The organism is Streptomyces sp. NPDC088766 (assembly GCF_044750845.1).
Classification (GTDB): Bacteria; Actinomycetota; Actinomycetes; order Streptomycetales; family Streptomycetaceae; genus Streptomyces.
The window spans coordinates 322,345-333,922 of sequence record NZ_JBIVKQ010000001.1 but is presented as its reverse complement, the minus strand read 5'-3'; the positions used below and the strand labels follow the sequence as shown (position 1 = coordinate 333,922).

At 72.2% G+C, this 11,578-nt stretch carries 8 protein-coding genes; 6 read left to right on the top strand and 2 right to left on the bottom strand.

Annotated elements, in window-relative coordinates; genetic code table 11:
- Positions 1–56 precede the first annotated feature (56 nt).
- The 4 genes from ACIP5W_RS01495 to ACIP5W_RS01480 all read left to right on the top strand — a co-directional run bounded on the left by ACIP5W_RS01495 (position 57) and on the right by ACIP5W_RS01480 (position 3,842).
- Positions 57–770 carry a hemolysin III family protein gene (locus tag ACIP5W_RS01495; protein WP_401464971.1) on the top strand — a complete coding sequence of 238 codons (714 nt, stop codon included), beginning with the start codon at positions 57–59 and terminating at the stop codon, positions 768–770.
- Between the two features lie 124 nt (positions 771–894).
- Entirely contained in the window at positions 895–2,439 is a 1,545-nt protein-coding gene (locus ACIP5W_RS01490) for a DHA2 family efflux MFS transporter permease subunit (protein WP_401464968.1), read from the top strand.
- Positions 2,436–3,077: a TetR/AcrR family transcriptional regulator gene (locus ACIP5W_RS01485; protein WP_401464965.1), complete on the top strand. Its 642-nt coding sequence runs from the start codon at positions 2,436–2,438 to the stop codon at positions 3,075–3,077. The genes ACIP5W_RS01490 and ACIP5W_RS01485 overlap by 4 nt, the downstream gene beginning before the upstream one ends.
- A gap of 33 nt (positions 3,078–3,110) precedes the next feature.
- Positions 3,111–3,842 (top strand): Mut7-C RNAse domain-containing protein, encoded by a 732-nt coding sequence (locus tag ACIP5W_RS01480; RefSeq protein ID WP_401464962.1) that lies wholly within the window; start codon positions 3,111–3,113, stop codon positions 3,840–3,842.
- A gap of 168 nt (positions 3,843–4,010) precedes the next feature.
- On the opposite strand, the gene ACIP5W_RS01475 is transcribed toward ACIP5W_RS01480, so the two are convergent.
- Positions 4,011–6,425: a galactose oxidase-like domain-containing protein gene (locus ACIP5W_RS01475; protein ID WP_401464959.1), complete on the bottom strand. Its 2,415-nt coding sequence runs from the start codon at positions 6,423–6,425 to the stop codon at positions 4,011–4,013.
- Positions 6,426–6,557: 132 nt separating this feature from the next.
- The gene (locus ACIP5W_RS01470) at positions 6,558–7,964 is read right to left on the bottom strand and encodes a glycosyltransferase family 39 protein (protein ID WP_401464956.1); all 1,407 of its coding nucleotides are present in this window, start codon (positions 7,962–7,964) and stop codon (positions 6,558–6,560) included.
- A gap of 750 nt (positions 7,965–8,714) precedes the next feature.
- Between ACIP5W_RS01470 and ACIP5W_RS01465 the strand changes: the two genes are divergently transcribed.
- Both ACIP5W_RS01465 and ACIP5W_RS01460 read left to right on the top strand, forming a co-directional pair.
- Positions 8,715–9,941 carry a glycosyltransferase gene (locus ACIP5W_RS01465; RefSeq protein WP_401465649.1) on the top strand — a complete coding sequence of 409 codons (1,227 nt, stop codon included), beginning with the start codon at positions 8,715–8,717 and terminating at the stop codon, positions 9,939–9,941.
- On the top strand, positions 9,938–11,128 hold the full coding sequence (locus ACIP5W_RS01460; protein WP_401464953.1) for a glycosyltransferase: 1,191 nt from the start codon (positions 9,938–9,940) through the stop codon (positions 11,126–11,128). The genes ACIP5W_RS01465 and ACIP5W_RS01460 overlap by 4 nt, the downstream gene beginning before the upstream one ends.
- The last annotated feature ends 450 nt before the right edge of the window (positions 11,129–11,578 follow it).

Here is an 11,578-nt window from a genome sequence, read left to right as displayed (position 1 = left end):
CGCCCATCTCACCCCGGCGAGCCGTAACTTACGGTTCCGTAGGTACGATGGAACGCATGACTGCGTCCGCCCCCGACGCGCGTACGGACACACCGGCCGCCGGCCGTGGTCCCGTCGCGCTCTCTCTGCCGCATCCGGTCAAACCCAAGCTGCGCGGCTGGCTGCACCTCGCCATGTTCCCCGCCGCCCTGGTCGCGGGCCTCGTGCTCACCGCCCTCGCCGACTCCACGAGGGGCCGTATCGCCTGCGGCGTCTTCGCCCTCACCGCCTGCCTGCTGTTCGGCGTGAGCGCGCTCTACCACCGGGGCGACTGGAGCCCGCGCATGGACGGCGTCCTGCGCCGCCTGGACCACGCCAACATCTTCCTGATCATCGCGGGCACCTACACGCCGCTGACGATGCTGCTCCTGCCGGGCGCCAAGGGCGAGGTGCTGCTCTGGGGCATCTGGGCCGCCGCCGCGGCGGGGATCGTCTTCCGGGTCTTCTGGGTCGGCGCCCCGCGCTGGCTCTACACGCCCTGCTACATCGCGATGGGCTGGGCGGCCGTCTTCTTCCTGCCCGACTTCATGCGCACGGGCGGGATCGCCGTGCTGGTCCTGGTCATCGTCGGCGGCCTCCTCTACAGCGCGGGCGGCGTGATCTACGGCATCAAGCGCCCGAACCCGTCACCGCGCTGGTTCGGCTTCCACGAGGTGTTCCACTCCCTCACCCTGGCCGCGTTCATCACGCACTACGTGGGCATCTCACTGGTCGCCTACCAGCACGGATAGACCCCACCACCCCTCCGAGGGCCACGGCTTGCGAGCCGTGGCCCTCTTCCGTGCGCGCGAAACGGCGGACACGGCACGGCACCTTCATTGACAGACACCACCTTTTGACAGTTACTCTCATTTCATGGTGACTACCGCAAGCCCCGATCCACGCCGTTGGTGGGCGCTCGCCGCCCTGGTCGCGAGCATGCTGACGCTCGGCTTCGACATGACGATCCTCAACGTGGCGCTCCCGACGATGGCCCGGGACCTCGGCGCCTCCACGGGTGAGCAGCAATGGATGGCGGACTCCTACGTCGTCGTCTTCGCCGCGCTGATGCTGCCCGCCGGACTCCTCGGCGACCGCTTCGGCCGCCGCCGCATGCTGATCACCGGACTCGGCGTCTTCCTCGCCGGCTCGCTGGCCGGGGCGCTGGCCGACGGCGTCACCGGGGTCGTCGCCGCCCGCGCCGTGATGGGCGTCGGCGCCGCGCTGGTCACCCCGCTCGCCCTGTCCGTGCTGCCTTCGCTGTTCGCGCCCGACGAGCGCACCAAGGCCGTCGGCATCGTCTCCGCCGGCTCCACGCTCGGTCTGCCGCTCGGCCCGATCATCGGCGGCTGGCTGCTCGACCACTACTGGTGGGGCTCGGTCTTCCTGATCAACCTGCCGATGGCCGCGATCGGCATCGCCGCCTGCGTCCTCCTGCTCCCGGAAACCAGCGACCCCGCCTCCCCCAGGGTCGACACCGCCTCCACGGCGCTCACCGCGACCGGGCTCGGCGCGCTCATCTACGCGATCATCGAGGCGCCCACCCGCGGCTGGACCGACCCCCTGGTCCTGGCCCTGTCCGGCGCCGCCGTCGTCCTGATCGCCGCGCTGGTCCTGCGCGAACGGCGGGTCGCCCGGCCCATGCTCGACATGTCGCTGCTCGGCCGGCACGGTTTCCTCCTCAACGCCCTTGCCGCGACCCTGGTGATGTTCGTGCTGTCCGGCCTGATGTTCGTACTGCCGCCCTACCTCCAGGCCGTCCTCGGTCACGACACCCTCGGCACCGGCGTGCGACTGCTGCCGCTGATGGGCGGTCTGCTGGTGGCCGCGCGGGCCGCGCAGCCGGCCGTGGCCCGCTTCGGGTCGCGGGCCGTGGTCAGCGCGGGCCTGGTGGTCCTCGCCTTCGCCACCCTCCTGGGCAGCCGCACGACGGTGGACTCCGGGTACGGCTTCACCGCCCTGTGGCTGGCCGTCGCCGGGACCGGCTTCGGCTTCTCGATCGTCCCCGCCATGTCCGGCGCCCTCGCCACCCTGCCCGCCGACCGGGCCGGAAGCGGCTCGGGCCTGCTGATGACCCTGCGCCAGGTGGGCGGCGCGATCGGCATCGCCCTGCTGGGCAGCCTGCTCGCGAGTGCCTACCGCGACCGCCTCGACGTCGGCGGACTGCCCGCGGACGCCGCCGACACCGCCGGGGAGTCCGTCGTCGCGGCGCACGTGATCGCCGGCCGGGCGGGCTCGACGGACCTCGTGGCCTCCGCGAACAGCGCTTACGTGCACGGCATGGGCGTCGCGATGCTGGTGTGCGGCGCTGCCGCCCTCGTCGCCGCCCTGCTGGCGGCCGCGTTCCTGCCGGGGACCGTGCACGGCGCCCGGCCCCTCGCCCCTGACCTGGCCGCCCCGAAGGCCGATGCCCGACAATGACCACCATGACGGCCGCACGCTCCCCCCTCTCCCCCGCCGACCGCCCCCACCTCGGGCTCCGCGAACGCAAGAAGATCAAGACGCGCGAGGCGATCCGCTCCGCGATGTACGCGCTGGCCGAGGAGCAGGGGTACGAGGCGACGACGGTCGAGCAGATCGCCGAGCGGGCCGAGGTGTCGCCGTCGACCGTCTTCCGCTACTTCCCGACCAAGGAGGACATCGTCCTCACGGACGAGTACGACCCGATCCTGGTGGAGGACGTGCGGGCCCGGCCCGCGGACGAGCCGTGGCCGGAAACCATCCGGCACGTGATGCTGGCGGCCGCGCGGGCCGGTGTCGAGGAGGACCCGCGCGTGGCGCGGCTGCGCACCCGGCTGATGGCCGAGGTCCCGGCGGTGCGCTCGCGGATGATGGAGAGCATGTCGGTCACCGGCCGCATGATCTGCGCCGCGCTCGCCGAGCGCACCGGCCGCGACCCCGACAGCCTGGAGGTCCGCGTCTACGCGATGTCCTTCATCGGCGCACTGATGGAGGCCTCCCTGTACTGGGCCGAGAACGGCCACCAGGGCGACTTCACCGCCCTCGTCGACCGCGCGCTGAACGTCCTGGAGCACGGCCTCGGCAAGGAAACCCCCTGAGGCCCCGCCGCCTCCCCGTGCCATCCTGACCAGGTGAACGCACCCGAGATCCGCGTCGAAGTCGCCCCCGAGCTGGCCCTGTTCGTCCCGCACGCCCGGCGGGCCGGCGCCACCGCCCTCGCCGTCGACGGCGTCTCCACCCTCGGCCACGTCGTCGAGTCCCTCGGGGTGCCCCTCACGGAGGTCGGCACCCTCTTCGTCGACGGCCGCGAGGTACCGGTCTCGCACGTCCCGGCCGACGGCGAGTCGGTGGACGTACGCCCCGTCGCCCGCCCCCAGCGGGTGCCGGGCGCCCCGCTGCGCTTCCTCCTCGACGTCCACCTCGGCACCCTCGCCCGCCGGCTGCGGCTGCTCGGCGTGGACACGGCGTACGAGTCGGCCGACATCGGCGACCCGGCGCTCGCGGCCCGCTCGGCGGCCGAGCGGCGGGTCATGCTGAGCCGCGACCGCGGTCTGCTGCGCCGCCGTGAGCTGTGGGCGGGCGCCTTCGTCTACAGCACCGGCCCCGAGGAGCAACTCCGCGACGTCCTGGACCGGTTCGCCCCCGAGCTGCGCCCCTGGACGCGCTGCACCGCCTGCAACGGACTGCTGCGCGAGGCCGCCAAGGAGGAGGTCGCCGACCAGCTCAAGGGCGGCACCCGGAAGTCGTACGACGTGTTCGCGCGGTGCCTGGACTGCGGGCGGGCGTACTGGAAGGGCGCGCACCACGAGCAGCTCGAGGCCATCGTGGAGCGCGCCCTCCGGGACTTCGCGGGCGACCGCTAGCTGTTGCGAAAGTGGCGTCGTCGCCCGAAGGGCGGCCGCGCGGCGTCCGGTGCGTGCTGTCGGCGTGCCGCCCGGAAGTCCTCGTACTGGGCGTACTCGGGCTTCCGGGCGGTGCGGCGAGAGGGCGTGCCGGGCGTCGCGCGGCAGGCGCCACTTTCGCAACAGGCTCTAGCGCTGCTTCTTCCGCACGTCGCCCTTTCCGCAGGCGATGCCGTCCCTGGTGCGGTCCAGGCCGTGGCGGTCGCGGCCGGAGACCTTCAGGCCGGTGCCGTAGCCCTTCTTCTCCAGCCAGTCGCAGCGTTCGACGACGGTGTTCGCCTTCTTCGGGAAGGTCCAGGGCACGCACTGGCCGATGGTGCCGTAGGAGTGGTCGCAGCCGTCGAAGCCCGCGGGCATCTCGACGCCCTCGTGGCCCTGGTGGTTGTGGTGGTCGCCGTGGCCGGTGCTCTCCGGTACGGCGGTGCCGGCCTCGTTCGCGGGGACGGCCCGCAGGTCCTCCGCGAAGTCCTGGACGCGGGCCGCCGCGACCTGGCCGGCCGCTCCGATCCGCACCCACGTCGACACCGACGGCACGCCGTTCGCGTCGACGACCGACAGCATGTACCAGCCGGGCGGGGCCAGGTCGGGGTTGCTGGTGAGGCTGAGGTCGATGGTGTCGCCGTCGACGGTCATCGGCAGGTCGACGTAGCGCTGGTTGGGGTCGGAGGAGTGGGTGATGGCCGCCGGGCGGATCAGGGAGGCCTTGACCACCGGCTTGTCGACCGTGATGCGCTGGTCGGTGCCGTACGCCCAGGTGGTGTTCGCCACCGAGGTGATCCGCGGGCGTGCGCCCCGGAACAGGTAAGGCGGCTCGTAGAGGGACACCCGCTGGTCGAAGGAGCCGTCGCCCGGGTTGTCGCCGACGCTCAGGACGCGGCCGTCGGGCAGCAGCAGGGACGAGGAGTGGTAGGTGCGCGGGACCGGGTCGGTCGCCAGGCCGGCCTGGAAGGTGTTGCTCGCCGGGTCGTACATCGACGCCTCGAAGACGGGGTCCTCGCGGTAGGTGTGCAGGGCGCCGCCGGTCTCCAGGACCTTGCCGTCCGGGAGGATGACCGCGGAGACGTACACCTTGCCCTGGTCGCCGGTCTGCGGGGTGCCGTCCTGGTAGTGGCCCTGCGGCAGGTTCGGGCCCGGCACGTACTGCGGCGAGTCGGCCTTCATGTCGATGACGTCGACGAGCCGGTGCGCGTCGGGCGACACGGTGTGGTTGCCGCCGCCGATCGTGGCGACCTTCTGGTCCTGGGCGGGGGGCAGCAGCACCGACATGGACTGGTCCCGCTCGTCCTTCTTGCGCAGGCCCGGCACCTCGGCGACGGTGCCGGCGCCGTAGTCGTACACGGAGGCGCCGGTGCCGGGCAGGCCGTTGCCGAAGACGTGGCTGCCGGTGTAGAAGAGGCGGCCGTCCTGGAGCAGGATCATCGACGGGTACAGCCCCCAGAAGGACCAGGCCTGCTTGGTCTCGCCGAGCGGCAGCCACTCGTTCCGGGCGTAGGAGAAGTGCTCGTTGACGACGGTGCCGGAGGAGTCCTCGGCGAGGCCGCCCAGCGAGATCACGTCGCCGTTGCCCATGGCGGTGGCCGACGGGTACCAGTGGCCCGCCAGCATGTCGTTGACCTTGGTGTAGGTGTTCCGGTCGGGGTCGAAGACGTAGCTGGTGCGCAGGCCCTTGTAGCCGACGCTGCCGTCGGGTGCCGCGTAGTCCTTGTTGCCGCCGACGACCAGCACCCGGCCGTCGGGGAGCTGCACGTGCCCGGCGCAGAAGAAGTCCTCGGGCGTCGGGATGTCGGTGTAGGCGCCGGTGACGGGGTCGTAGAGCGAGGTCCTGAAGGTGCCCGCCTCGAACATGTCGAGGTTGTTGCCGGAGCCGGCGATGAGCAGGACCTTGCCGTTGTGCAGCAGCACCGAGTGGATCGCGCGGACGGGCATGCGGGAGGTCTGGACGGTCCATTCGCCCGTGCACTGCGGTCCGGTGCCGCCCGTGGCGCAGGGGTCGGGGCCGGCGGGGACGGTGGCGTCCGTCATGGCGTAGTCGTCGGTGGTGAGGGTGCCGACGCCGTAGAGGGCGCCGCCCCAGGTGATCCGGTCGGTGTCGGGCGGGATGACCGGGGTGCGGACCTCGGTGCGGGTCCAGCCGGCCGACTGCTCCAGGGTCTTGAGGTCGGTCCAGTAGACCCAGCCCTGGACGGTGTCGTGGCGGAAGAGGGTGAAGGCCACGTCGGGTGTCGTGGACCTGTACCAGAACGACAGGTCGTACTGGTGGGCCGGAGTGACCTGCGGGGCGCAGTCGTTCTCCAGCATCATCGTCTTGCGGTCGCCGTCGGCGCGCCGGGTCAGCTCGATGCGTACGGCCCGGCTGCCGGAGTGGGCGTCGTCGGTGACGGTGAAGGAGAAGTCGTTGTCTCCCCAGCCCGACTTCTCGAAGCACTGCGGGAACCGGGACGGCCCGTCGAGGATCTCCAGGCCGGGGTTCCTGACCAGGTTGGTGGCGGCGGTGGCGGGCTGGGCGCCCAGCGGGCCGAGCCCGAGGGCGGCGGCGAACAGCATGAGGGCGGTGAGCAGCAGACGCGGTGTCCTTCCGGGTGGAAGGGTCCGCCGCCCTGGTTGTCTTCGGGCTCCGTACATGGGTTCCCCCCTTGTTCACGGGCTCCCCGCATCACGGGTGGTGCACCACTCGCGTCACTCGTCGTGCTCGATGCGGAGGATGTCGATCCGGCCGTCGCCCTCGCCGAAGGTGGCGACCGGCGTGCCGTGCGCGAACAGGTCCCGCAGGGTGGGGAGATGCTCGCGCTCACCGCGCAGGGCCGGGGTGGACACGACGTAGTCGATGTCCTTCCAGCCGTGCGGCAGCGTCTTGGTGACCGCCGGGTCCTGGTCGAGCTTGTAGTGCCAGATGACACCGGTGCCCGGCCGGTGGCCGGCGTCGACCGCGTCCAGCCAGAGCACGCCGTCGGTGACGACGCGCACCTGGTCGCGGTCCTTGACGGGCGTCTCGCGCAGCCAGCGGGCGGCGTCGTGGTAGACGCCGTTGTCGTCGGCCCGCGCGGCGGCACGGTCCTGCTCGTACCAGTGCGGTGCGGTGATCACCACGGCCAGCGCGACGGCCGCCAGGGAGGCGGTGGTGCGCGGCCCCGGCCGGGCGGGCAGCCGTCTCACCGCGGCCCCGGCGGGCCCCGCCACGGGACGCGGCCCGCCGGGCAGTCTGCTCACCGCGGCCTCGGTCAGCCCGGCCGCGGTGAGCGCCAGGAAGGGCAGGACCTGCACGATGTACATCTGCGGCAGGTAGCCGCCGGGGCGCAGGGCGACCAGCGCCAGCACCAGCACGGCGAGGGCGGCGGGCCGCAGCCGGCGTACCGCGAACGCGCAGACGGCGGCCGCGGCGCCGCCGATCAGCAGATACGGGTCCCGGTCCAGCCAGCCGGTGAACAGCTGGTGGGCGTCGGTGCCCTCGGCGAACGCCGATCCGCTGCCCTCGCGCCCGCCGAGCTGGAACTTGAGCGTGCCGAGCAGCGAGACGTGTCCGGCGCCGGGGAACAGCTCGCCCTTGAGCAGGGCGTACAGCGGATAGAACAGGCCGGTGAGGACGAACCCGGAGCCGAAACCGGCGAAGGAGAACTTGCGGGTGCTGGGGTGACTGCCCTGCCAGAGGGTGACCAGCAGCACGGGCAGCAGGACCGCGATGGTCTCCTTGGAGAGCACGGCAACGGCGAACGCCATGCCGGCCGCGGCGTGGTGCCACAGGTGGCGGCGCGGCGACAGCGCGAAGGCGAAGGACACCAGGACCCACAGGACGGCGAAGTTGTCCAGGTAGATCTGCCGGTGCAGCACCACGGCGAGCGGTGACAACGCGTACAGCAGCATCGCCGCGGCGGCCGTGGGGCGGGCCAGGCCGAGGCGCCGGCCGACGACGAAGACGAGGACCATCGACGCCGCGGCCACCGGCAGCATGGCGATCCGGCCCTGGACGAACGTGGGCAGGTCGGGCAGCAGCCGGTCGGGCAGCCAGGACACGGAGGCGAGCTGTATCCAGCCGAGCGGCGGGTGGTCGTACCAGTAGGTGTAATGCGCGAGTTCGCCGTGCTGCACCGCCCACGCCTGCGCGAGATAGGTGCCCTCGTCGTCGTTCGGGAATGGGTAATTTCCGATTCCGAGAATCCTTGCCAGGAGACCGGCGACGAGAACGGGCGCAACCCAGAAATAATCGCGCCGTAACACACTCCCGCGCAGGGAGGTGCGATCGGTCGCGGAATCTCCGGGCCCCGGCCGGGAAACGGAAGGAGCGCCTTCGGAAAGCTCTGTTTCGGACTCGTCACGCGCACGCGTTTTCGGCACGGCAGTCCCCATGCGGAATCCCCCCACCCACTTCTCGGCCTGACGGCAGCCGCGGGACTCCCCCTCGAAACCCCCCGGAATCAGGCATGCCGGAGCATCATGGCACACGCCTGGGCGACGCATAAGCAGAACCCATGACTCCGCTTGCGGCGGGTACCATCACGCCGAGGCCACATTGCGAGGGAAATGCCGAACCTGCTAACTTCGGCCCTGGTTTGCTCGTGGGCCCGAATTGATCATGCGCGAAAACTCCGTGATATCGAGGTGGGAAACCGGCTGGGAACCGGCCTCTCGCCAAGGGCAGCCACACATCACGAGCATCACACGGAACACCGTCCGCCGGGGGGCCGCAGACGGACGATTCCTTTCCTGAGAAAACCCGAGAACACCCGAGAACACCGGGTTGCACCCGGTGGAACAACATGTTCCGACAAGGATGACCAAGAAAGACCGAGGGGGGAATTCGTGGTCTCCGCCATTCTGTTCATCGATTCGATCGTCCTCATGGCCGCCGCCGGCGTGACCCTGTGGTGGATGCTCCACGCCTGGCGCACCCCGGAGACACTGGAGTCGACGGCCTTCGCCACGCCCGACGGCAGGGCGGACCTGTCCTTCTCACTGCTGGTCCCGGCCCGCCACGAGGAGGCCGTCCTGCGGCACACGGTCGAACAGATGCTCCGCATCGACCACCCGGACTACGAGATCCTGCTGATCGTCGGACACGACGACCCCGGCACCGCCGCCATCGCCCACGAACTCGCCGCCGAGCACCCCGCCAGGGTGCGCACGGTCGTCGACACCCACGCCAGGAAGAACAAGCCCCGCGCCCTCAACACCGCGCTGCCGCACGCCCGCGGCGAGATCATCGGGGTCTTCGACGCCGAGGACGTCGTCCACCCCGAACTGCTCAGCCACGTCGACTTCGCCTTCCGCCACGAGAACGCCGACGTCGTCCAGGGCGGCGTCCAGCTGATCAACTACCGGAGCAGCTGGTACAGCCTGCGCAACTGCCTGGAGTACTTCTTCTGGTTCCGCAGCCGGCTGCACCTGCACGCCCGCAAGGGGTTCATCCCGCTCGGCGGCAACACCGTCTTCGTCCGGTCCGCACTGCTGCGCGACACCGGCGGCTGGGACGGCGACTGCCTCGCCGAGGACTGCGACCTCGGCGTCCGGCTGTCCAGCGGCGGCGCCAAGGTCGTCGTCGCCTACCACTCGGCGCTGGTCACCCGCGAGGAGACGCCCGGCTCCATCAGGGCGCTCTACAAGCAGCGCACCCGCTGGAACCAGGGCTTCCTCCAGGTCCTGCGCAAGGGCGAATGGCGTCGGCTGCCCGGCTTCGGCCAGCGGATGCTCGCCCGCTACACGCTCAGCACCCCGTTCGTGCAGGCCGCGACCGGCGTGATGATCCCGCTGGGCATCCTCTTCGCCCTCGTCGGCGGAGTCCCGCTGCCCTTCTCGATGTTCGCCTGGCTGCCCATGCTGCCGATGGCCGCCATGATCGTCTTCGAGGCGGTCGCCCTGCACGACTTCGGCCGCGAGTACGGCTTCCGCATCAGCCTGGGCCAGTACGCGGGGCTCGTCCTCCTCGGCCCCGTCTACGCCGTGATCCTCGCGGGCGCCGCCCTGCGCGCCGTGTGGCGCGAGTACACCGGGCGCCGCGACTGGGAGCTGACCTCCCATGCCGGCGCGCACCTCCCCGTCCACACCCCGCAGCCCCAGGAGGCACGGTGACGGCCCCGCCCGCCGACGTGTCCATCGTCGTCCCGACCTTCAACGAGGCCGACAACATCCACGAGTTGCTCGCCCGCATCGGCGCCGCGATCCCCTCGGGGACCCGCGCGGAGGTCGTCTTCGCCGACGACTCCACCGACCACACCTGCGAGGTCATCGAGGAGGCGGCCCGCCGCGGTGCCGTCCCGGTCGTCCTGCACCACCGGCCCGTCCCCGAGGGCGGCCTCGGCGGTGCCGTGGTCGAGGGCATCGCCCGCGCCTCGGCGCCCTGGATCGTCGTCATCGACGCCGACCTCCAGCACCCGCCCGAACTCGTCCCCCACCTCGTCGCCCGCGGCACGGCGACCGGCGCCGAACTGGTCGTCGCCAGCCGCTACACGGACGGCGGGGACCGCGGCGGCCTCGACGGCGGCTACCGCAGACTCGTCTCCAGCTCCTCCACCCTCCTGGCCAAGTCCCTCTTCCCCCGCGCCCTCGGCGGCCTCACCGACCCGATGAGCGGCTTCTTCGCGATCCGCCGCACGGCGGTCGACCGCGCCTCGGCACACGACGAGGGCCTGCAACCCCTCGGCTACAAGATCCTCCTCGAACTGGCGGTACGGTGCCGCCCGCGCGGCGTCACCGAAGTCCCGTACGCCTTCGGGGAACGGCACGCCGGCGAGTCCAAGTCGACCGCCCGCGAGGGCATGCGCTTCCTGCGCCACCTGATCACCCTGCGCACCGCCGACCCCCGCGCCCGCGCCGTCGTCTTCGGCCTCATCGGCCTGTCGGGCTTCGTCCCCAACCTGGCCCTGCTCTGGCTGCTCACCAGCCGGGCCCCCGGCCTGCACTACGCCCCGGCGGAGATCATCGCCAACCAGGCGGGTCTCCTGTGGAACTTCGCCCTCATCGATTCCTTCGTCTACCGCAACCAGCGGCGCCACCACCGGCGCGGGATACGGCTCCTGACGTTCGCCGCCGTCGGCAACGCCGACCTGGTCGCCCGCATCCCGCTCGCCGCGCTGCTCATCGGCGCCGCCGGCATGACCGCCCTGCCGGCGACGGCACTCGCCATGGCGATCGTCTTCACGGCCCGCTTCCTGGTCGTGGACCGCTGGCTGTACCGCCGCCTGCACACCACCCTTCCGCCCCTCCCCCGCGTCACGCCGGACCCGGTCCCGGACCCGGTGCCGGACCCGCTGGGGTGACGGCGGGGGCCGGAGCGACGGCCGGAACAGGGCGGGAGGGACGCTGGGGCGAGGCCTCAGAACGGCTGGGGCGAGGCCTCAGTCACGGCTGAGGCCGGGGCCCGACTCGGCCCGACTCGGCCCGGCTCGGCCCGACTCGGCCCGGTCGGCCGCCGGCCGGCCCCGTCGGCGTGCGGGGCCGGCGGTGACACGGCCGCGACCGGCCGGAAGCAGGGCTGACACCTGCGCGACCCCACCCGGCCGGCCCCGGCCCGCTCCGGCCCGCTCCGGCCCACCAGACCACCGGGCACCGGGCGCGGGGCCCAGTCGGCGGACGCGACCGGCGGTGACACGGCCGGCGGTGACACGGCCGCGGCCACCGGAGGCGGAGCCGTCACCCGTGCCGCTCCGCCGCGGGGCGCGACCGGCTCCCGCCGCGCCGCCCCCGCGCCGCGGACGGCGCCCCGCACC

Bases quoted from the DNA above. Each gene is read 5' to 3' on its own strand.
- ACIP5W_RS01495 (WP_401464971.1), top strand. From the start codon at position 57: ATGACTGCGTCCGCCCCCGACGCGCGTACGGACACACCGGCCGCCGGC.
- ACIP5W_RS01490 (WP_401464968.1), top strand. From the start codon at position 895: ATGGTGACTACCGCAAGCCCCGATCCACGCCGTTGGTGGGCGCTCGCC.
- ACIP5W_RS01485 (WP_401464965.1), top strand. From the start codon at position 2,436: ATGACCACCATGACGGCCGCACGCTCCCCCCTCTCCCCCGCCGACCGC.
- ACIP5W_RS01475 (WP_401464959.1), bottom strand. From the start codon at position 6,425: ATGCTGTTCGCCGCCGCCCTCGGGCTCGGCCCGCTGGGCGCCCAGCCC.
- ACIP5W_RS01465 (WP_401465649.1), top strand. From the start codon at position 8,715: ATGGCCGCCGCCGGCGTGACCCTGTGGTGGATGCTCCACGCCTGGCGC.